This window comes from Chryseobacterium sp. Bi04 (assembly GCF_918698085.1).
Lineage (GTDB): Bacteria > Bacteroidota > Bacteroidia > Flavobacteriales > Weeksellaceae > Chryseobacterium.
This window is the reverse complement of sequence record NZ_CAKKLP010000004.1, coordinates 199,870-222,475: the sequence shown is the minus strand read 5'-3', so window position 1 is coordinate 222,475 and position 22,606 is coordinate 199,870. Positions and strand designations below refer to the sequence as shown.

Here is a 22,606-nt window from a genome sequence, read left to right as displayed (position 1 = left end):
AAAAAACATCATTACTAGTACTAGAATATACTGTTCATTTTAATAGTAATGTGATTGAAACAAATGCATAATATTGAATTTCATATGTAATCACTGGTTTTTCATTTTCTACAATAAGATTCATATCTTACATAATCATTAATTAAATAATCTTATTGTACGATAGAGAACAAAAAATTGCTTTCCTTTTTGAAACTAGTTTCAAAAAGGAAAGCAATAGTGATAATATTCTTTGTTAATTTTATTTTTGCTTATAGTAAACTAAACAATTACATTTTCTTTAACAAATTTAAATTAATATTATGATTACAATTAGATTAAAAAACTTTTCTAAATTATTTTTAAGTGTCTTTACATTATTGGCAATGGCCCTTATTTCGTTTTCTTGTGACAATAGTAATGATGAGGAAATCACGCAAAAAGTGGTTGACAATAACCTTGCAAATATGGAAGTTGTAAAGAAAAATTATGCTGCTTTTGGAGCAGGAGATATTCCTGGAGTACAAGCAGTAGTTTCCGAGAATACTGTATGGATCTATCATGGTGCCCCCCCTATCCCGTATACCGGAACCTATAACGGAAAAGAGGGCGTAAAAACATTTATAAATAATATTATAAATAATGTCAAAGTACTTAATTTCAAAGTTGATAAAATGGTTGCTGGAGAAAACAATACTGTGATTGTGACCGGAGAAGAAACACAGGAAATAAATTCGAATAAAAAAATCCTTACCCAAAAATGGATTCATGTCTATACGGTAGAAAATGGACTTATCACAAAATTAGAAGAATTTGCAAATACTGCAGCTGCTGTTGAAGCATTTCAGAATTAATTAATAAAGATTTTTCTAACAATTTAATTTTCAGTTTTTCTAAAAAACAGATAATAAGAATTTCTTATTGTCTGTTTTTTTTGAAATATGTGCTATTTGACCAATATTCATTTTTCTATTAACAAAGTATTTAATTTCTGTTAAGTTTTTTAGCAGATTTTTCTTTTTATCTACGAAGTAATCATAATCCATTAAAACAGCACAATAAAATTATTTATAGTATTACCAATGAGATATTTATGTGATAGACACTTTTTTTTAAAATAACTCCATACTTTATAAATTTGCTTTATATTATAAAAATTGATTGTCTATAAGGAGTTTCAATTATAAACAACTTTGGTAATAGATATTGATAGCTTTAAATTTGAGATCAAAAGACAAATGTTAAAAGAGATCATTTCTAAGCGTAAATAATGGTTAAAAATAAAATTTTAAAAATATGCAAACTTGTAAACAGGAAATAGCAGCTATTAAGGATACCATAGAAATTGTTTCAGGAAAATGGAAACTGCATATTTTGGGAACATTGGCTCGCACTGGAAAAATGCGTTTTATGGATCTACTACGTGATGTTGATGGTATTGCCACAAAAATGCTATCAAAAGAATTGCAAGATATGGAAATGAATCACTTAATAAGCAGAACTGTTGTAAGAACTAAACCAATCACAGTTGAATACAATCTTACAGATTTGGGAAGAACATTAATACCAATCATTGGTGAAATAACAAAATGGGGTATTGATTATAGGAGAGCACTTTATGAGGATTCAAGATCAAGCATGTAATATCATTAGATTAACTTCTGATAATAATATCAACATAAGACAAGATCAATAAGATTTCAACTGGAATAATGTAGAGATATTTCTGGAACTTATTTGGAATTTACATAAATATTTATTGTAAATTCAATATCAATAAAAATAGTAGAGCAAGGCAGCCCCGTCATTTGTACAAACTTGAAAAATAATAGCTTCTTTACAACGGTTTAAACTAAATATAGCATCATCAAGATAAAAATTGATTAAATGATATAACTTTGCTAATCCTGCTCTACTTTTTATTTTCAAAAAAGAAGTTATCTATTCTTTACAAATCCAAAACTTGCCTTAAAATGACAAGGCTTCGGTACTTACTGGTCACGAAACATTTTCTATAGTTGATAACTAAAGAACTATCTGTAAGTAACAATAATTGTAATAAGCAAAGTAATTTTAATTACTAGTAAAACTACAGATAACTTTTAAACCTACTATAAGCATCAATATTTAAGAGTATATTTATCAAAACAATTCTAAACACTACTCTTATTGAATTCACAAGATAATTTGCCTTATATTTTGAATATCATAAATTACTACATTATTCATTGCTTATATGATCTTCCGAAAAAAGTAATATTTAAAATATATTTCTGACTTGCGATAAATCTGGAAAAACAGTAATTTTTAGAAGTTTTTATTAATATCATTTTATCTGTATTGAAGAAGGGAAAACAGTTAATGAACTTTACTGGGAACACAGGATCAGCCAGCTCGCCCTTTTTCAGGTAAACAGCAAATGCGTTGGATTTAACACACAGCAACGCTCAAAAAGAATTGGAAGAGGAATTTTCACAGTACAGAAAATTGTAACAGAACCTACTTTGGAAAATCTTTTGATCGGAATGTGATTTCAAAAAAGCTTTAACATGCTCCGAAGCAGGAATTAATTGTTTATTGTGAAGCAAGTATACAAAATTCACACCTTAATTGAGGAATAAAAGGTAGAAACGTCTTCACTCACGGTAAGGTAAAAGTATCTTTCGTCGGATTATCCGAATATAAACTTAAGTATTGATTTTTATGCACAATACTAATGTGATGAAAGCGTAAGAAAATATCAGTAAATAACAGTCCTGAGTTTATTGCACAAAATCTGAAATCGTAATGCCAAGAATAGGAAATACAATCGCATTATTCCGACTGAAACGCCTACACAAAATTTCATAATGAATGATGTAACCTGAATCCTTGGACAGAATTTTAAGATTTTTATTTGTTCGAGAATATAAAAACAGATAAGATCATATGCGAAATCTTGATTTAGCTGCACAATAACGAACTGCGTATAACTTACATCAGTACTACCTTACACCTAATTATAACTCCACAACAAATATCAAAAAGAATTTATGCCTGCTTGAATTAGCACAACATTTAAGCAATATATTCAAGGATGTAAAGTAATGCCCTATTCCCGAGACAGTTTCTGTCGATTTAAAGAAATGAATTGACAAGATGGCGAGCTTGCCCTGCAGGAGGTTTCCAGAAGAAAACCTGTATTAAAAGAATCGTGTAGATGAGGCTTTTGAAAAGGCTATTGTTGACATAGTTATGGGAACTCAGAGTAAAAACGAATTCAAAAGAAAGGTCTTATTATTCTACATGCGAATTTAGAAGTATTTTGCTCAGAAATGATTTGCATATTTTCAAATTTAAATTACAAAGCGCTAGAAGATTTAAGATGGCAGAGGTCCTTTCACATAAGATAGAGCTAAAGAAAATCCGTGCAGAGATCGAAATACACCATCTGGGATATTTACATATATCATGTGAGATATAAAGAGGTCTGTTACATTTATCATCAAACTTTAATAGAGAATTATTCAAAAATTGTTTTGCAAAATTTATATAATTGTAAGAACGCTCTTATTTCTGCCTATACCCTCAATGATCAGGTGATTCCTTTCTTTGAAAAGCAATAGCTTCCTTTACTTAGAATTTTAACAGACAGGGGAACTGAATATTGTGGAATAAGAGAACAATATGAATATCAGTTTACTTAGCAATTGAAGACATTGATCACATGAAAACCAAAGCCAAAGATCCTCAAAACAATGGCATGTATGAAAGTTTTAATGGAACTATAAAGGAAGAGTGTTATGTCATAGCTTTCAGAAAGAAAATTTACAGAAGCATTGAAAGGCTACAATTGTATCCAAATAAATGGCTGTCATATTGCAACAAATAAAAAATACATACCGAAAAGATTGTTATGGTAAAACTCTATACAAAAGCTTTTAGACAATAAATTTATGGTAAATAAGGAATTATTGAAACTTATAGAAGAACAAAAAATCCTTACTTTTGAAAGTAAGGATAATATGGAATAACTGACAATATTTTAGAACCTAATTGTAGTATAAAGTTGCAGCTATTAAAATTTCTTTTCAGATCTTATTCTTCCATAAAGGACAAATCTCCATTTCGATTATAGATTAAAACCTTTGAGATCTTATCAACTAATTCCTTGCCGTGAATACGTTCTATTAAGTATAAAGAACTATCTAATCCTGAAGTAATTCCCGCTGCTGTAACTATCTTTCCATCTTCTACAAATCTGACCTTTTCAATGATTTCCACTTTAGAGTTTTGCCTTAATTTATCTAGTGCTTGATAATGTGTTGTAGCTTTTTTGCCATCTAGAATTCCAGTCTTTGACAACAATAAAGCTCCAGTACAAACAGACATCGTTACTTTTGTTTTTTCGTTTTGCTTCTTAATCCATTCAAATAGCTCAGAGTTTCCATTTAAAATACCATCAATTGTTTGAGGTCCACTTCCTGGAATAATTAAAATATCAGCTTGAGGCGCATTTTGAAACGAATATGTTGATTTCATCATTACAACATCTGCCTCTGTTGGAATTAAACGTTCTGTAGATTCTGAAACAGTGTATAAATTATAACTAGGATCTATCAAATTCGCTTTTGCAAAGACATCTACAGGTCCATTTAAATCCATAGCTTCTACATGATCATAAACAAGGAATGCTACATTGATTTTCTTTTTTTCCTTTTTCATTTCCTGAACAGCTGAAATCTGTGCTTTGCTAATTGCAGCAAAACCAAAAATTGAAATAAGAATAATGAGGGATTTTAATAATTTCATTTTTTATTGATTTAATGAGTTATGTTAATTATTTTATTATAGTTATTAAATATATTTTTAAGAGTAATTTCCATCTCTTAAATTTTATAGCATTATATCATTTTGGAATTGATTTTTAGTTTTTTTGTTGCTTTGATAGTATGAAGGTGTAATATTAAAGTGCCGTAAAAAAGCTTTACCCATAATATTGGAATTTGAGAACCCACAGTTTTCAGCAATTTCTTTCAAAGAAAGGTCTGTTTCCTGTAAGAGTCTCATGCATGACTCTATCCGTAATTTTTCAATATACTTAGCAGGAGTAAATCCAGTTTCTGAAAGAAATACTCTTGCAAAATTTCGAGGACTCATGTTCAGGTGAGAAGACAATCTTTCGACATTAAGCTTTTCTTGCAGATGTTTAGCGATCCATAATTGCAGGTTTTGTATCGGCTTTTTACTTGAAAGTTGTTGACTAAGTAGATTGCTAAATTGTGACTGATTACCGGGTCTCCGAAGATACAAAACAAGATAGCGCGAAATTCTTAAGGCTGCGTCAAGACCCTGATCTTCCTCTACTAAAGCTAAAGCGAGATCTATACCAGCAGAAGCCCCAGCAGAAGTATAAATATTTTGATCTTTGACAAAAATTGGGTCCGAAAGAACATTAATTTCTTTATACAAGTCTTGCAGTTCCTGACTATTTTTCCAGTGTGTCGTAGCCTGTTTATTATTCAATAAGCCGGTTTCGGCTAATACAAATGCTCCAACGCATATTGACCCTATTCTCCTTATCTTAGTAGCATGCTTCTTTATCCATTCTACTAATATTGGATAACTTTTCCACTTTTTATGACTGGGAAAACCAGCAATTAATAATGTATCAATTTTTAGCTTAGTATTAAATAAAATACTTCTTGTTAGAATCTTAACGCCACTTCTTGTTATAACCTCAAGTTCGTTGGTAGGAGAAACTATATGAACTTCATAATTAATATCATTATTTTGATCATTTGCCATAGTAAAAACATCTGCAGGTCCTGTAATATCAAGCGTCAATGCGTCAGGCATAGCGACAATAACAATCACATGTTTTTTCATTATCTCGATTTATTACAAAGGTATAGCTCATATAATAAGTTTACAAGGCCAATTTTAAATTGATTCCTGCCAAATGTGACTTTAATACAATATTTGATTAAATCCTTGTGCTGTGATACCTTTATTTATAACTGATTCTGATATATTACTATTTTTCTCTAATATTTAGTTTCCTGTTGGTAATTAGTTTCATATAGGAAAGTGATCGTGTTATTAAGGTAGCTATTGCCTAATATTGGAAATATAATTATCAATATATGGATTTTGTTTTATTAAGTAAAAAATCACTTTTTGTGCTTGTAACAGGATCGTTATTAATTTCCTGCAACGGGACAGGAGATGATAAAATGACGAAAAAGAAACGAGAATATGAAAAAAAACAATTGAATATTGTCAATCCAGATAAGTTGTTTGATCCGCTGCCTTATAGCTTTTCTCACAGCATTTCTGTAGATGCCCCTTTAAAATTTTGTTTTATAGCAGGGCAGAGTGGTGGTATTGGAGAACAGCAAATTCTCTCTAATAATTTTCGGATTCAAGTTAAAAATGCTTTGCAAAATTTGAAAGTTGCATTAAATAGTCAGTCTATGACCATGGATAACGTTGTTAAAGCTAACCTTTTAATTGTCAATTACGATCAAGAAAAATTGAAGATCTGGGAAGAAGAAGCAAAGAAAGTATGGAGAAATTCGCAATTTCCAACAAGTACCTTAATCCCAGTAAGCCAATTAGCACTGCCTAATATGTTATTTGAAATAGATGCAATAGCAGTGCAGGGTAAGTAATATTAATGGCTTTTTTATTGATAACGAAATTATTTATCATTTTAACTAAAGACTATTCATTGAATATAAGAGAATTAATCATTGGCAATATAGTTTGTAAGGTAAAAAGTATCAATAATTACAATCTTACAAGGATGTTATCATATTGATTTTAAGAAAAATAATACAATTACAAAAAGTTTTAATGAGGATTATCCGTAATATTAAAAATATGGAAATAAAACAATTAAATTTTATTAACCTGGTAGAATTAAATGCTCCAATATGCTTTGTAGAAGGTCCGTTAAAACTGTGTTTTATTGCGGGACACAGTAGCAGAACAGATGTAGAAAAAATTCTGACTAATGATTTTCGAACCCAAGTCCAAAACGCATTACATAATCTGAAAATTGCATTACAAAGGCAATCCATGACTAGTGAAAATGTTGTGAGGACTAATCTTATGATTGTTAATCCTAATCAAGACAAATTGAAAATTTGGGAAGAAGAGGCTAAAAAAGTATGGAGAAATTCACAATGTCCAACAATCACTCTAATTCCAGTAAATCGATTACTTTTTTTTAATATGTTATTCGAAATAGATGCAATAGCAGTGAAGCATGAATATTGTTAGTCGTTAATTCCAAGTCGTGTTATAACAATAGATTCGCTACAAATTAAGAGAGGGTTTTCTTAGCCATAGAAGATGCCGAAATAAAAAAGGAGACCTTTTCGGTCTCCCTTTCCGTATATCTGTGCTATAACAATAGATTCGCTACAAATTAAGAGAGGGTTTTCTTAGCCATAAAAGATACCGGAAATAAAAAGAGGAGACCTTTTGGGTCTCCCTTTCCGTATATCTAAAAGCCTGCTGCTGGTAGGTTGCTCCCCAGCAGAGCCTACTTCCTCTTGGGCTTTGAAACTAAATTAATATTTTTATGTTTTATATAACTTAAGTAAGTATAATTTCTGGGCAATATTACTTCATTCGAGTCCCAAAATTTTGCAGTAACATCAGGCTGAATAGGGATGAGATGTTCCAACAACTGTAACTTTTCCCAAGGCGTTTTTCCATTCAAAGAAGAGTGTGGTCTTTTCTTATTGTAGAACTCCTGCCATTCAATAGCTAAAGCATTTAAATCAAGATCTGGATCAGATAAATCTATTAGTGACCAGAATTCGGATTTGTCAGTCTGTTGGGTTCTTTCTACTTTACCATTTAAATGAGGGGATCTAGGCTTGATGGGCCTGTATTTGATAAAATGCTCATGCAATTCGTATTGAAAGGAATAATTAAAAAATTCCGTTCCCCAGTCAGTTTGAATATGCTGTATAGGAAAATAGAATGTATCCAAAATTTCACCTAAAAAATGTATCGTACTTTCTGCTTTTTTATTAGAGTAGATCCTAATAACTTTCATTCTTGTACAGTCATCAATAGCTGTAAATTGATAAGCCTTATTCCTGATTTTAGTGACATCCAGTTGAACTCTATCCCCTGGAACTTCTTTGCTGTATCTTTTGTAATCAGATTTTTTACGCCTTTTGAATACAGGATTAACTTTATGTTTAAAGAGTACCCGCCAAACAGTCATTGCAGAAAGCATGATTCCTTTTCGAAGCAGATGAATTGAGATTCTTGCTGCTCCCCATCTTTTTTTCTCTCTTAAATCAAGGATAATAGATTCAGTTTCTTTTGTAACCTTAGTATTAGTAAGGGTTTTAGGACGTCTTGACTTATCTGACAGTCCTTGTTCTCCTTCTTCTTTATATCTTTTTATCCATCGGTGAAGTGTTGATCTTGCAATTCCACAGCGTAAGGCCGTTTTCGTGACAGAACCCGATTCTAAATAGATTTTAAGCCAATCTTTGCGAGCCTTAACTTGCTGTTGTTGTTTATTCATGGATAAAGGTTTTAAACTTTACACCATAAATTTAAGTCATTTTTGTAGCGGATCTATTGATACTTTACAGTATATCTAAGCTTATTGCTGGCAGGTTGATCCCAGTGGAGCTACTTCCTCTTGGTCTTTGAGACTAAATTACTATTTTTTTGTTTTATACAACTTAAATACGTATAATTTCTGGACAATATTACTTCATTCGGGTCATCGGAGAAAGTATGATCCCTTTTCGAAGCAGATGGTGAGATTCTTACAGCTTCCTATCTCTTCGCTCTTTCTCAAATCAAATATCGAAATTCAAATTTCTTTTGTAACCTTAGTATCGGTAAGGGTTTTAGGAAGTCTTTACTAATCTGAAAATCTTGTTCTCCTTCTTCTTTATACCTTTTTATCCAACGGTAAACTGTTGATCATGCAATTCCACAGCGTAAAGCCATTTTTGTCACAGCCCCGATTCTAAATAGATTTTAAGCCAGCCTTTGTGAGCTTTGACTTGCTGTTGCTGTTTATTCATGGGTAAAGGTTTTAAAATTTACTCCATAAATTTTACTCACTTTTGTAGCGGATCTATTGATACTTTATATCTATGCTTTGCTAAAGCAGATATTTCAATGGCCATATTAGCAAAAATCTAAAAATAGATCCTTTAGCACACTTTTATTACAGGTTTTCCTTCTAATACCTTTTTTATACTCGAAATGATAAAATATTTCGGATTCTAATTATCAAAAAAAACTCTATATCCATTCGTTATCCTAATAGTTCCCTATTCTTCTATTAGAATATCTTTCCTTTAAAATACTAATAAGTCTCCATTTGATAGTGCTAGTTTGATCTGAATCAAAAATAATGTTTTCAATATTTTTGCTTTCTTTTCAAACTCTTATTTATGATACTAACAATCCAAATGAAAACCAGTTTCTTGGAGTGATTATGACTAAAAATCCTCCACTAAACAAATCAATTATGGAAGTTAATAAAGTTTATATCCAAGAACATTCAACTCTGTTATCGAGTCTGTCTATTTCTTTTGGGCAGACTCTTTTAATTTTTTTGACAGAATGTCTAGCTATTTCCACTTGCTTACCACAATAGGATATGTATATTTTAGCATTATAATTTTCTCTATATCAATTATAAATTTGTTTTTCATGGATATCTATTATGCTTCAAAGTATTTTATGATCATGATAAAAGCTGTATCATACTGTTAATTTGAAGTTTAAAAAAAACTTAACCGAATTCATATCTCATTGCTATATAAACTTTGTTTTCTTTATAGAAACTAAGACTCTATTTTCTTAGAACATCAATTTCAGTACATGGTGTGAGCAAGACCTAAGTGAAGCTCAATGCAACCTAATTTCAGATCAATGCTAAGCTTTCTTTCCTATGCATAAAAAAAATACCCCTAAAAAGTGTCTAACTTTTAGGGGCATTCCATTTTTTTTGGGCGGATTCTTTTATATATACTACTTGGTAGAAATATATTGTATGGCTGCTTCCAACACTCTATCTACAAATGTTTTTGGAGAATTTTCCATTTCTGACAACTCGGCATCTGAAGGTGGTGCCACATATATATCTGGTTTTATCCCAATTCCTTCAATAACTTCACCGTTTGCATCTTTGTGGGCCATTACCGGCATATAAAACTGTAGATAGCCTCCTGCTATTTTTTCTTGGGTACCTCCATTGAATGCATCAGACTCTGTTGTTAACCCGGCCAGTCCCCCTGCACTGTAATCCCCTACAGAAATAACATGAGATCCCTGACTTTTTAACATCAATGTTGACATTTCAGACATGCTCATACTTCCCTTATCAATTAAAATAACAGTTGGTATGTTGGATGGAATTCCAAATTTATGTGGATTGACATGCATAGGTATCCACGGAGTATAATTAAACCGGCCAGTTCCTTCTTTTGTTCTTTGATAGCCTACCAAAGCATTTTGAGTAATAAAACGATCGGTCCAGAATCTTGCATCAACTAAATAACCACCACCGTTGCCTCTCAAATCAATGATGACTTTTTTAATTTCTCCTTTATGCAATGCATTAAGAAATTGTTTGTAGAAAGGAGCGTTATTAATTATTCCTTGTGCATGCCTCTGAAATAATGGTAAATCATATCCATGTTTAGCATGAGTATCCATCCAGTTTTGAAACCACAATATGTAAGCTCGACTTTCGGGGGTTAATATATCAGCTGGATAAGTGCTATCTTTGTTATAAGCAACTAGGGTTTTTGAGTTTGCTAATGCTTTTTTCGTAACATCTAAAAAAGCATCTGATATGATTTCAGTATTTTTAAATGTGCTAATTTGATCATTAAAAGATTTTACTTCAACAGAATTAGGAAACGAATTCCATTGGTTTAATATATTGATTGTAAAGTTTTCTACTTTATTTCTTAAAGCTACATCGCTAATAGCATTGAGTTGTACTGAATTTTTAATAGCGGTTGTTGTTAAGACTAGTCCATTACCTGGATCCGGTTTTAGATAGGTGTCCAAAAGGTCAATTTTTAACGCATTTGATAAACTAAAGTTATTGAAACTAAAATAATAAGTATCCGGATTGGATTTTAGACTTCCCATTTGATAAGTGAACGTTCCTGTTCCTCCCAGGGAATCGAGCTTTATATTTCTAGTTATTGAGTCATTTCCAAGTTTATCCATCATATACGCTGTCTTTACTTTAAAGTCATATGTATTATTAGGTTGGCTCTTCATTTGCCCTCTGAATTGAATGTTGTTGGATTTCGATTTTGAATATGGCAATAAAACCAGCAGACTAAAATGACGGTCCATAATAGGGTCTACTATATCAGTGAAATACTGTATTGCTTTTTCTCGCCCTTCTAGAATTTCCTTATCATTACCTTTATTAAAAGTTTTTAATGCTTCAAATTTAGGATAATATTCTCTGTAAACGGCATCCCAGTCCATACCATCTTTTCTTTTCTGTTCATAAAAATAATTATATCGCTCGTCCATCACTGTCCAGAATACCTTAAAAAGGTCTGCGTAGGATTTTATATCATCAGCTGTATATCTTGCTGGTTCCTTTGTTGAAAGTTCATCTTCTGCAACACAAGAGTTAAAGGTTATAGCAGATAGAAGTATTCCGAATATAAGAACTAATTTTCTTGTCATATTATATTTTATTTAAAAGTTAATGAAGCTGGACATTAATTAAAATGATATGCAATACCTAGTGAAATCGTGTAAGATCTCATGGTCATTTTTTGACTTTTATTTGTTGCTGCTTTATTAACATCAGAAAGTCCATATTGATAATTGTAAGATCCATAAATATTAAATTTTTTGAGCGAGTATCCCAACTGAGCTTGTCCCTGTAGTCCATAACCAAACCTATTGAGTTGATTCTCATTCTTCTTAAAATCATAAGTATCTGATACTTTTGCATAATTTCTATGCTCATTTTCCTGAATTTCTGACAGAACTGGATATTGGCCGTTTCTTTCCATGTTTACCCAATATTCTGTATACATGCCTCCAGCCAATTTAATCCATACCCCCTTACCTTCATGTGGATTATTAAGAATATAACCTCCAACCAATAAAGGGAAAGCCAAAAAATCATTATCATATCTAGTAAACCATCCAGACTGAATTCCCGTTCTTTCAAATTGATAATTTTTTTGTAGATAGGATATTCCAGTAGAAACAAAAAGAGATTTCCAAATAATATATTCTGCAGAAAGGTTTACTCCGAAGCCATAACGTGCAGTATATTTGGAGTCCACTAGACTAGATAAATTAGCATTCATGGCTGAATATGTATATCCTCCATCAATAGCCACTCTAAGTTTATTTTGGGCAGATAGGCCCAAGCTAGTTAATAAAAACAAAGACAAGTATAGAACATTCCATAATTTATTTTTCATAAATTTCTATTTAATTCTGTTAGAAATATTTTTAATTATTTAATTTCAATTTTATAAAATCATGATAATGAAAGATATCTTTCATTATCATGATAATTATTGAAATCTAGAGCTATTTTTTAATAATTTTTTTAATAGTTTTTTCGTTCCCATTGTCCAATGACAGAATATAAACTCCTTGAATCAATGACTCAACATTGATAGAATGGCCTTTTGTTTCTCCAGACAATATTGCTCTTCCATGAGTATCTGTAAATTGGTATTTAAATTCTGCGGATGAAGAAGAACTAATCTTAATAACATCTTTTACAGGATTTGGATAAATATTTATTTTCTTGCTATCATCTAATGGGTTGACAGCAATTAACGAATTAATAGGGTTGACATTGCTAATTCTTAACATATAGTCTTCAACTTCACCAAAACCGAAATCCTCACATGGCGAAGTTGGTAAAGAATTATATTTTAATATCACCCTCATTTGCACATCGCCTGTTACTGCAGTTAAGGGAATCATTATATTACCCGAAACAAGATGATCTTTATTTGGAGCTTTAGACCAAGCAAGCTCTCCAGCATCAGTAAAGTCACCATCTCCGTTATAGTCAATGTAAACCGCATATGCATCATTAGCTTTCGGATGTCTATAAAGAAACGTATATTGTTCTAACCACCATGGCGTTATCGTAATAGTATAGGTATTTCCTTTTACTACATTCCCGATAACAGAAGTGAAATTCTCGTATCCGGACGGATTACCTTTTGAAGATTTATTAATGCCTGCAAAATTCACATTAACAATAGCTTGATTCGTCGTATTTACCCCAGCTGGAGCACATTTGGTTATTGTTTGTACTTTATTACTTTCAACTGAGATATTTCCTGCAGCATCTTTTGCTTTTATAGAGAAGCTATACGGAGTAGAAGGTAATAGCCCTGACACAGAATAAGTTGTTGCAGAAGTTGTAGAGTCGAGTAAGTTTGGTCCTTTGTAAATATCGTATCCTGTTACTGCTACATTATCTGTGGCTCCAGTCCACGATAGAGTCGTAGAATTGGATGTTGTAGAAGAGACTGTCAATTGTGGTGCAGCAGGTGCTTCTAAATCTGCCCCAGCAGCTGGGCCTGTGTATTCTTGACCCAAACCTACAGCATAAAATGCATTTTGAGTAGCTATAAGTTCCTGAGAATTTGCTCCAAAAAGATCTTTTGCGGATTGAATTCCATATAGTAAAGCACTTGCATAGTTGGAATTTGCTGTAAGATAAGACGTTTCTAACCTGTAGACTATTTTTGCTGCTTTTTCAAATCCTATACCTGTAACATTATAGCTATTTCCAATATCGTTTGTCCCTGATCCTCCCATTACTAAAAGGTAGTACCAGTAGTTTAAGACACCGCTATTGTAATGAACCCCACAATTATCATTGTAGTAAGGACTATTTTCATTCCCATTTGGAATACAGGTATTACTGGCATCTTTCCAATAGGTTCCTTTGTAGGTATCCGGCTGTTTTGTATATCCTGAATTGGGATTACTTAGTGATCTTAAATAATTAGGAGCTACGTTGGTAATATCCTCACCAATTAAGAAGTTCTGCTTCTCGGGTGCGTAGGCATTTTCAACCACGGCTCCCCAAATATCAGAAAATGCTTCATTTAAAGCTCCGGATTCTCGTTGATACACGAGTTTAGCCGTTTCCTGACATATTGCGTGGCCTAATTCGTGAGCGGTTACATCAAATGCCCCCAAAGGCTTAAGTTCATTATTTCCATCGCCATACATCATTGCGTTTCCATACCAAACTGCATTTCCATAATTGGTTCCTACATGTACGAAGCTATTAAGAGCAGCTCCTTGATTATCATAACTATTTCTGTTAAATGCAGTTTTGAAATAATCATAAGTTTTGCCTACTCCCCAATGAATATCCAGTGCTACATCATTCCCTGTTGATGAATGTTCTGCTGTTGTCCAGTTGTTGTCAGTATCAGTAATATTGTTTTTTGTAAGATTGTTAAGGTCCGCATTATTATTATTGTAGGTATTGACTCCTCCACCTCTTGTATTGTCTTTTAATGCATATGTTCCACTAACAAGAGTGGTTTCAATTGATTTTGTCCCGCTGTATTTTGTTTGGGCACTTCCGGTAACAAAAATTGAGGCAAAATCCTGTTTTGATTGGTTTTCCGGTCCGGCAGGAGAAGTACCACTCATTCCTTTTCCGTGAGAATGTTCTCCCGCATGCTTCATAATCTGGTCATTAAGCAATATTGCTCCGGATTTAGCATCTACATACACATGGGATCTTACGAAAGGTTCAGCAGAAAAGATATCAAACTTGTAGGACAGTAAAAGTCTGTATTTACCATTGGAAGCTTCAACCGGCAATAATACAAGTTCTCCTTTAGGTTGATAACCAATGTCTTTTCCGTGTTCGGTATCTGTCATTAAAGTTTTGCTACCCAGGTATTTCATGGCTTTATCAAGGGCTGTAGCTTCTGAAATACTTGCCTGAGTATTGACATTGCTCGCATCGTATATTTCACCATTCATACTTACAAGGTTTCCTTTTATATAGTGTAATATATAATTGGCAAATTCAACCTTTATACCTTTGTGGTAAAGCTGGTACCTGTCATCAGAAAAATCACTGAACAGTTTTGCCGATTTAGTTTTAATCATTGTAGATCCGGTGGGCAGAGCCAAAACCTCTGAGAAAAATTTTCTATTGTCCGAGCTTGCTAATTCTTTAGCTGTAGTTCCGGGGTTAAATATAATTAGTGAAGATCTGCCATCTTCACTTTTAATTCTTCGCTCAATAAATCGTTGAGCATTTAGAGCCATTCCACTCACTAAAAATGGAATACAAATAGCAAAAGTTAATTTGTTTTTCATAATAAATATTTTTTTTAATTGGTACGAATATCAATTCACTTCGCTATTTTAAGATATATTTTGCCCTAATTCATCATTTTATGATATAACATAAATATCACAAACAGTATATTTTATTGAAAAAAATACACTATTTATGATATTTCTTTTGGATATTAGAAATTAGAGACTAAGTGTTAATACCTTTAATGGTTATCAAATTATTATTTTTACAGATATTCACAATAACTGGGCATTTACATTCTGAATGAGTTATTTCTATGATGTTTTCTTTTAGATAAAAGGATAAATGAAATAGTAATTGTTGCAATGAATATTATTCTGATATTATTTCCATTTTAGTTATGCTGATTATAGATATCAATCAGTACTTATTAATATTAAAAAACTCATCTACTTGTAAGCGAAAAATGACCTTGAAGATAATTTATGTAAAGGATACTATTTGTTATGAATCAACATCTCCAATAAATAGGGTTAATTTTACGTATTCCTGATCCTCATATCTTTTAACAAGTAACATGAGGAAAATTTAGACTTGGAAATCTATATTTTTTACACAAAAAAATCCGCCTCACTTTTAAAGTTGTAAGACGGACTTATATCAAATAAACAAATATTAACTTCCAATCGTTATATTAATGTAGTTATCAAAATTAATCAATACCCATTATTTTGTTTAGCATTCGGGTTTGCCGAAATTTCCCTGATTGGAATAGGCAATGTATATCTGTAATCACCATTCGGAAGATTCTTCATCGGAATAATATCATCCGTATCATTTCTATCCATAGTGACATTCGCAGCTACTGCAAGCCTTTTCAGGTCCAAATAACGATGTCCTTCCAACGCCAATTCAATTCTACGCTCTTTTAAAATATCTGCATAAGCTACTTGTGGGCTCGTATAGTTATTCGTTACTGCAGCTCCTTGGTAATTTCTTGCCTCTCTCACTTGCTGAATAAGATCCCGAGCAATTGAAAGATTTCCTGCCGCCACTTCTGCTTCTGCCAAAATGAAGTACATTTCTGATAATCTGAAAACTTTAATATCATTTCTTGTAGGCGTACTTGTTTTACCAGGATATTTATCAATAACCAATGCATCCGTTCTGGTAGTACCAGATGTTGCACTTGCATAATTAGCGTTTGGATTTGACGTTGGATCTGAATAGGCATACTTTCTGATATCTCCTGGAATAGTCTGGAATAAATTATATAAATTTCTTCCCCAGAACCACATTGGAGTACCTGTTATATTCGACTGATTTGTATTCCATCTTGAACCAATCGTTTCACCAGCTCCTAGAGGAAGTCTGTTTAAAGAGAAGATAATTTCACCTCTTGATGAGTCATTCCAGAGATTTCTGTAAGGATTGAAAGAACTGGCAACACCATAAAATCTTTCATTCCATTTACTTGATCCGATCACTAAATCATTATTAAAATCAGGACTTTGTGAGTCGTCATTTTTAATAGTAAATGGAGTAGCTTGAGTTAATGATAAGTTTGAATTTGATATTACATCCTGAGCATATTGTTTTGCTAAGGCTGTATTTCCCCTGTACAAATTAAAACGAGCACTAATAGCGTTTACAAATCCTTTGTCTGCAAAATATCGGCCTGCAATAGTGGTAGAATATGCTAATATTTCCCTTGCATAATCCAAATCAGCATTAATGAAATCATATACATCCTGATTTTTGACCCTTGGTAGCTGAGCATCGGTAGCTGGAACATCTTTTAAAAGAATTACCCCTAAAGCATCAGGATCTTTCATATCAGTGGAAAAATATGCCTCCAACTGTACATAGCAATATGCTCTGACGGCTCTAGCCTGCGCAAGGATACTATTGTATTCTTCCTTTTCACTGCCAGAAGCAGGGTCAATATTCTTCGCTCCTTCAAGCAGCCTGTTAACTCTGTTGATTACTTTATAGTTGTTCATCCATATTCCAGCACTTGTATCATTATTTACGGTCCCTCCTGCTACAACAGCACTTGAAGCATCAAGAAAATGTCTGTGTAATGAATATTCCTGTCCTCCGCTTCCGGAACCCGGTTTTACTTCGTCTGTAAATACAGCGGTAAAATAGATCTCATCAATAGGATCTAACTGAGCATACACAGATCCATTTAAAACTTCTCTTAAATTGGAGATATTTGTATATATCTCCTGCTCCTGTAATTCTCCTGCCTGTTCGATATCTAATGCATCCTGACAACTATTCAATGTAAATGCAGCAGATGATAAAGTTGCAGTAACTAATACTGTATTTATAATTCTTTTCATAATTCTTCTATATTAAAAATCAACATTTAAACCTGCTGATACGGTTTTGGGGTTAGGATAGACAGTTTGTGAAGATGAAGTAACGGGCTCCGGATCAAATCCCTTCCAACTTGTCCAAGTAAGAAGATTCTCTGCCTGAATAAATATTTTAATACCTTTTACCGGTAGTTTACCTAATTGATTCTTAGTAAAGGTATATCCAATATTAATATTCTTAAGCCTGATAAAATCCGACCGGTGTAAGAACCTGTCTGAAGAGTCTGAATTTAAGTTAGCTGCTGTTAATGCAGGTACATCTGTGTCTCTATTTTGGGGAGTCCATGAGTTCAACAGATCAGCAGAAAGGTTTCTGCTAGCAACTGAATTTGGATCCATGATCCATGACTGTAGATTATCATCAATCCATCCTCCTTGTTGGAAAGAGAATAATGTATCAAGGAACCAGCCTTTGTGTTGGAAATTCAATCCGAAGCCTCCTGTAAATTTCGCAAATCTTGACTTTCCGGTTAGTAACCTGTCGGCAGATGTTGGTGCTTCGGTAACGCTTCCGTTTTTATCAAGGAATTGCAAGTTTCCATTTTCACGGTTTACACCAACATATGAATATAACTGATATTGACCAGCAGGACCGCCAATTGCGTTGACCACATCTCCAGCAAGATTTTCACTATTCATTGAAACAATCTTATTAGAGTTATATGCAGCATTTGCAAAAATAGACAATTTAGTATTTTCGGTTCTGATTACATTATATTTAATCAATCCTTCAATACCTTTATTATCAAGAATTCCGTCATTTCCTCTGATTAAATAAGCACCAGTAACTGATGATCTCTGAAGGTCGTTGAACATTCGTGATGTTCTTTTTTGATAATAATCTACACTACCTTCGATCAATCCTTTGAAATTAAAATCCAACCCAATGTTGCTTTGCTTTACCTCTTCCCACTCTAAATAAGGGTTTGATAAATTAACAAAATTGTATCCCAGCAAATTCTGATATCCCGATATACCGCTATACCGATCAATAAAGTTATTCGGAAGCAAAGTTAAGAGGTTAGCGTTATCACTAGAAATTCCTAAATTTTGATTACCGGTAGTACCAATTGAACCTCGTAGTTTCAGTAATTTAAACCCTGAATTAGCCATGAAGCCTTCTTTGTCGATATTCCATCTTACTGCTACTGACCAGAAAGTCTCCCATCTGTTGGCAGGAATGAAACGGTAAGAACCATCTCTTCTCACAACTCCACTTACTCCATACTTATCTTTGTAATCATAATCTATTGTACCGAAGTACGCTAATGTGCCGGCAGTTACTTTTGAAGCCATATTAGAAGGTCTGTAAATATTTGGTGTATCCGGGTTAAAAGGAATATAACCGGTTCCTGCACCAAACTCCCACTGTAGTGGGTTTAAGCCATCCTGTCTCTGAAAGGTTTCATTAACATGGGCTTTAATGTAATCCATATAAGCTGCTGCGTTAATTGTATGGTCTCCAAAGGATTTATTAAATGTTACATTGGTAATGCTGTTAAATGTTAAATCTCTTGTGGTTGTAAAATCTTCATACCCTCCATATCTGGAACCGTTCCCATTTGATACAACAATCGAAAGATACCCAAGAGGTGACCTTGCAAAATTTCTTTCATATTGTTTATATTCAATACCAGTTCTATTTCCAACACTTATTAAATCTGTAATTTTGTAGTTTACATTCGTATTGGCTGAGATACTTAGTTCTGTGAATCTGTTTCTGATACCACCATTGATATTATCCTGAAGTATCCATTCCCTGTTGTTTGTATTCGACTTAATAGCATTAAACAATTCTTGACCGTTTGCATATGGAGAGGCACCGATATATGGTCTTGAAAAAACGCTTCCAAATAAAGGGTTTTGAATAATATTATTGGAAATTCCAGTGTTTGTTTCACCATCTAACTGGTTTCTTCTGGAATATCCTAAGCCAATAATAGATCCGAAAGTTAGTTTTCCATTCTTAGATTTACCATTAAGGTTATTTCTCATTGTAAATCTTTTGAAATCTGTAGACCTTACGGTACCTTCACTATCCAGGTATCCTAATGAGAAAAAGTTATTGATATTTTCTCCACCTCCTGTAATTGACAGGTTGTGTTGTTGAGAAATACCGATACGGGTAAATTGTTTAGTCCAGTCTGTGTTAATTCCCCAATTATTAATCTGATCCTGTGTCAGGGTATTCCCTAGCCCTGTTTGTAAGTTTTTTTGAATTTGTAACAACTCTCTACTGCTTGCCATATTGTAGTTCGCACCAGGTAATTTGCTGAATGAAGTCAGTACATCATAAGAAACTTTCAATCCTGAATTGAATTTCCCCCCTTTTGTTGTAATGACAATAACTCCATTCGCAGCTCTGTTACCATAGATAGCTGTTGCCTGAGCATCTTTCAGAATACTGAACGTTTCAATATCATAAGAGTTCAGGTTTCTGAACTGAGAACCGGACGTAATTACTCCATCTACAACATACAAGGGATCCGTAGAACCTTCAAGGGAACTTGTTCCTCTTATTAATATATTGAATCTACCAGAACCTGGAGATCCTGAAGCTGAATTAACAACCATTCCCGGAGCTGTACCCTGAATTGAATTTAATACCGAAATATTAGGCCTGTTTTCCAACGTTTCTGCACCCACTGTTACAGATGAGCTAGTGGATTTAGCCTTGGTAGAGGTTTTGCTATATCCCAGAATAACTACTTCTCCAATCTTCGTTTCCTGTTTTGTAGTGTCATTTTTTTTTTCCTGGGCAAATACCGCTTGCCCAATGAAGAACAGCGCACCTACACTCAATACATTTAATTTAATACTCATTAATTATTTTATTTTTGAAATTATAAAAAATACAATCCTTCACATATTGTAGTTAATATGTTGACGGCATATCAGAAAGGACTATAGTTGTAAAGTAAGAATGAATCAATAGATATATAAGTTTATCAAGTCTTTTTTTGTTAGTATTATAGTTTTTGAAGATTGGGCTAATAGATATCTAGCTCAACATTCATTAGATTAATTTTCAATTATATTTAGAATAATGTTCCAGACGCTAAAGACATCATCACACAAAGTAATCTGTCGACGGATATTATAAACTGCTTTATTGATATATGTATAAAGTTTGCTGGGTGTAGAAGCGAAAATTATCAAATACTTATTGAAAAGCTTTTTTTAGAAACATTTTTTTGATATTTTTTTTGAATCTAAATTTGGGTGTTTTTTTTATGGAACATTTGCCAACTATAATTTTTTATTGAAAGAATTCCACAAGAACTAACATATTAAAAAAATAAATGTTCCTGTTATACCTTAATAAATGAAACAGAGAATAGATAAATAATGACTTTCCAAACTGGAAGAATAGTTAAATGTTTAATATACACCAGCTGCCTAATAATATATCGCTTAATGCAAGTACCCCTAACAAAGAAATTTTGTTGGCGATATTTTTTTTACTATCAATTTTCATCCTTTGATTATATATTTTAACTTTTTATCAATTGTCGTATTGGCCCAAATCACATCTCAAGCTACAACTTCACTCCTTTAATTTTATTTCTTTAAAAAATTATAACTTCATTGCAATACTACAGTAAAAAAATAATTATAAAAAATAGATACATATCACACATGTATCTCAATTAACGAAGCTGCTTTAGGTAATGATTAAGCTAGGTTTTTAGGCATAATTTGTTTTATAAAAATAATCTTCCCAAAAAAATCGTAGCACCTAAAAAGATAGTTTTCAAATTTGGAATGGATATAGATAACAGTAAATTTCAGAAGGTGGGATTATTTAATAATTTATCTAATCACCAACAAGGAAAACAATTAATGAGCTTTACAGGAAAGACTTGTACGGCTGGAAAAGGAAATTTCTAAGTACAAAACATCGTAGAGGAAACATACTCTTGGAAAATGTTATACTAAAAGAAGTGATTTAAAAAAGTGTTAACACTTCTTAGAAACGGGAACTAATTGTTTATTGGAACCTAGAATACTGAACAAGCACTCCCATTGGACATACAATAAGGAATCATTAAATGGTTCATTATAACCCTTGCATCACGATATTATTTATTGAAATATAGAAAAAGTAGCCTCAAAAGGGAAACGATTTTTTACTTCCATCAAATCATTTATTACAACAACAATAAATAATGAAAAATCTGTGTCTACATGTGCATTACAACACTTTCAATTGCCTGTCAATCCCTTGTTCTAGAGATATAAATGTTTCAATTTTTGCCACACCCTTTATCTTCATAAGATTTTTAAGAAGTTGCAGTAAATGATCATTATCTTTACAAAGAACTTTTAAGAAAAGTGTATAACTTCCAGCTGTGAAATGAGCTTCAACTACTTCATTAATATCCTGTAATGAATTTACAACTTCTGTATATTGTTTTGGATAATCTAAACAAATACCAACATAGGAACTTATTTTATATCCTATTCTTTTTGGATTTAAGATAGATACTGAATTATTGATTACCCCAGCAATTTCCATTTTTTTTATTCTTTGATGTACAGTTACCGTTGAAATTCCTACATTTTTTGAAATCACAACATGCGTTGATTTTTCATCTTCTGTCAGCATATAGATTATTTTCTTATCGATTGAATCTAGGTAGATCTCGAAATTATCAAATTTTTTCATTTTTTTCTAGTTATAATGGTTTTAATTTATTCAATTAGAAAGGGGGCAGATGTAGAATCTAAATCGACTTATAGATCATAGATTTCTGTTTCTTGTCAATTAGAAAAAGAGCATGAATTCTAAGCAAGGCATATACCCCAATCATTTCTAAGGAATGATAAAAAAAGATATTTTTGAGATTTACTGATATATTGAATTAATTACTGAAAATTCATTACATAAATACTATAATCAGGGAGAGCCCTAAATGTTATATATCCACCTACATGTATAAATCTG

Annotated in this window: 14 protein-coding genes; 5 read left to right on the top strand and 9 right to left on the bottom strand. The window is 32.4% G+C overall.

Annotated features, from left to right (window positions below):
* Positions 1–302 precede the first annotated feature (302 nt).
* The 3 genes from LQV47_RS08935 (at position 303) to LQV47_RS22560 (ending at position 3,850) form a co-directional block, all read left to right on the top strand.
* Positions 303–833, top strand: a complete 531-nt coding sequence (locus tag LQV47_RS08935; protein ID WP_230036041.1) for a nuclear transport factor 2 family protein — start codon at positions 303–305, stop codon at positions 831–833.
* A gap of 442 nt (positions 834–1,275) precedes the next feature.
* The gene (locus LQV47_RS08930; protein WP_230036039.1) at positions 1,276–1,623 is read left to right on the top strand and encodes a helix-turn-helix domain-containing protein; all 348 of its coding nucleotides are present in this window, start codon (positions 1,276–1,278) and stop codon (positions 1,621–1,623) included.
* Positions 1,624–3,685: 2,062 nt separating this feature from the next.
* Positions 3,686–3,850, top strand: a complete 165-nt coding sequence (locus LQV47_RS22560) for an integrase core domain-containing protein (protein WP_354960592.1) — start codon at positions 3,686–3,688, stop codon at positions 3,848–3,850.
* Between the two features lie 206 nt (positions 3,851–4,056).
* Here LQV47_RS22560 and LQV47_RS08925 read toward each other — a convergent pair whose 3' ends face one another.
* Both LQV47_RS08925 and LQV47_RS08920 read right to left on the bottom strand, forming a co-directional pair.
* Positions 4,057–4,770: a DJ-1/PfpI family protein gene (locus LQV47_RS08925; RefSeq protein WP_230036037.1), complete on the bottom strand. Its 714-nt coding sequence runs from the start codon at positions 4,768–4,770 to the stop codon at positions 4,057–4,059.
* Between the two features lie 84 nt (positions 4,771–4,854).
* Positions 4,855–5,847 (bottom strand): DJ-1/PfpI family protein, encoded by a 993-nt coding sequence (locus tag LQV47_RS08920; protein ID WP_230036035.1) that lies wholly within the window; start codon positions 5,845–5,847, stop codon positions 4,855–4,857.
* A 257-nt stretch (positions 5,848–6,104) separates the two neighbouring features.
* Between LQV47_RS08920 and LQV47_RS08915 the strand changes: the two genes are divergently transcribed.
* On the top strand, positions 6,105–6,632 hold the full coding sequence (locus tag LQV47_RS08915) for a RidA family protein (protein ID WP_230036033.1): 528 nt from the start codon (positions 6,105–6,107) through the stop codon (positions 6,630–6,632).
* 211 nt (positions 6,633–6,843) lie between these two features.
* Positions 6,844–7,245, top strand: coding sequence for a RidA family protein (locus LQV47_RS08910; protein WP_230036031.1), 402 nt, complete (start codon positions 6,844–6,846; stop codon positions 7,243–7,245).
* A gap of 265 nt (positions 7,246–7,510) precedes the next feature.
* On the opposite strand, the gene LQV47_RS08905 is transcribed toward LQV47_RS08910, so the two are convergent.
* From LQV47_RS08905 to LQV47_RS08875, 7 genes are all read right to left on the bottom strand, one after another.
* Positions 7,511–8,515 (bottom strand): IS481 family transposase, encoded by a 1,005-nt coding sequence (locus LQV47_RS08905; protein ID WP_230036029.1) that lies wholly within the window; start codon positions 8,513–8,515, stop codon positions 7,511–7,513.
* A 1,472-nt stretch (positions 8,516–9,987) separates the two neighbouring features.
* Positions 9,988–11,676 carry a S41 family peptidase gene (locus LQV47_RS08900; protein ID WP_230036027.1) on the bottom strand — a complete coding sequence of 563 codons (1,689 nt, stop codon included), beginning with the start codon at positions 11,674–11,676 and terminating at the stop codon, positions 9,988–9,990.
* Between the two features lie 35 nt (positions 11,677–11,711).
* The gene (locus LQV47_RS08895) at positions 11,712–12,431 is read right to left on the bottom strand and encodes an outer membrane beta-barrel protein (protein ID WP_230036025.1); all 720 of its coding nucleotides are present in this window, start codon (positions 12,429–12,431) and stop codon (positions 11,712–11,714) included.
* Between the two features lie 112 nt (positions 12,432–12,543).
* A complete protein-coding gene (locus tag LQV47_RS08890; RefSeq protein ID WP_230036023.1) occupies positions 12,544–15,330 on the bottom strand; it encodes a M4 family metallopeptidase in 2,787 nt (928 codons plus the stop codon).
* A gap of 660 nt (positions 15,331–15,990) precedes the next feature.
* Complete coding sequence (locus LQV47_RS08885) at positions 15,991–17,622, bottom strand: RagB/SusD family nutrient uptake outer membrane protein (protein ID WP_230036021.1); 1,632 nt, start codon at positions 17,620–17,622, stop codon at positions 15,991–15,993.
* A 12-nt stretch (positions 17,623–17,634) separates the two neighbouring features.
* Positions 17,635–20,481, bottom strand: coding sequence for a SusC/RagA family TonB-linked outer membrane protein (locus tag LQV47_RS08880; RefSeq protein WP_230036019.1), 2,847 nt, complete (start codon positions 20,479–20,481; stop codon positions 17,635–17,637).
* 1,372 nt (positions 20,482–21,853) lie between these two features.
* Positions 21,854–22,327 (bottom strand): Lrp/AsnC ligand binding domain-containing protein, encoded by a 474-nt coding sequence (locus LQV47_RS08875; protein WP_290368644.1) that lies wholly within the window; start codon positions 22,325–22,327, stop codon positions 21,854–21,856.
* Positions 22,328–22,606: the final 279 nt, after the last annotated feature.

Bases quoted from the DNA above. Each gene is read 5' to 3' on its own strand.
- LQV47_RS08900 (WP_230036027.1), bottom strand. From the start codon at position 11,676: ATGACAAGAAAATTAGTTCTTATATTCGGAATACTTCTATCTGCTATA.
- LQV47_RS08895 (WP_230036025.1), bottom strand. From the start codon at position 12,431: ATGAAAAATAAATTATGGAATGTTCTATACTTGTCTTTGTTTTTATTA.
- LQV47_RS08920 (WP_230036035.1), bottom strand. From the start codon at position 5,847: ATGAAAAAACATGTGATTGTTATTGTCGCTATGCCTGACGCATTGACG.
- LQV47_RS08910 (WP_230036031.1), top strand. From the start codon at position 6,844: ATGGAAATAAAACAATTAAATTTTATTAACCTGGTAGAATTAAATGCT.
- LQV47_RS08890 (WP_230036023.1), bottom strand. From the start codon at position 15,330: ATGAAAAACAAATTAACTTTTGCTATTTGTATTCCATTTTTAGTGAGT.
- LQV47_RS08935 (WP_230036041.1), top strand. From the start codon at position 303: ATGATTACAATTAGATTAAAAAACTTTTCTAAATTATTTTTAAGTGTC.
- LQV47_RS08885 (WP_230036021.1), bottom strand. From the start codon at position 17,622: ATGAAAAGAATTATAAATACAGTATTAGTTACTGCAACTTTATCATCT.
- LQV47_RS08930 (WP_230036039.1), top strand. From the start codon at position 1,276: ATGCAAACTTGTAAACAGGAAATAGCAGCTATTAAGGATACCATAGAA.
- LQV47_RS08880 (WP_230036019.1), bottom strand. From the start codon at position 20,481: ATGAGTATTAAATTAAATGTATTGAGTGTAGGTGCGCTGTTCTTCATT.
- LQV47_RS22560 (WP_354960592.1), top strand. From the start codon at position 3,686: ATGAAAACCAAAGCCAAAGATCCTCAAAACAATGGCATGTATGAAAGT.
- LQV47_RS08875 (WP_290368644.1), bottom strand. From the start codon at position 22,327: ATGAAAAAATTTGATAATTTCGAGATCTACCTAGATTCAATCGATAAG.
- LQV47_RS08915 (WP_230036033.1), top strand. From the start codon at position 6,105: ATGGATTTTGTTTTATTAAGTAAAAAATCACTTTTTGTGCTTGTAACA.
- LQV47_RS08905 (WP_230036029.1), bottom strand. From the start codon at position 8,515: ATGAATAAACAACAACAGCAAGTTAAGGCTCGCAAAGATTGGCTTAAA.
- LQV47_RS08925 (WP_230036037.1), bottom strand. From the start codon at position 4,770: ATGAAATTATTAAAATCCCTCATTATTCTTATTTCAATTTTTGGTTTT.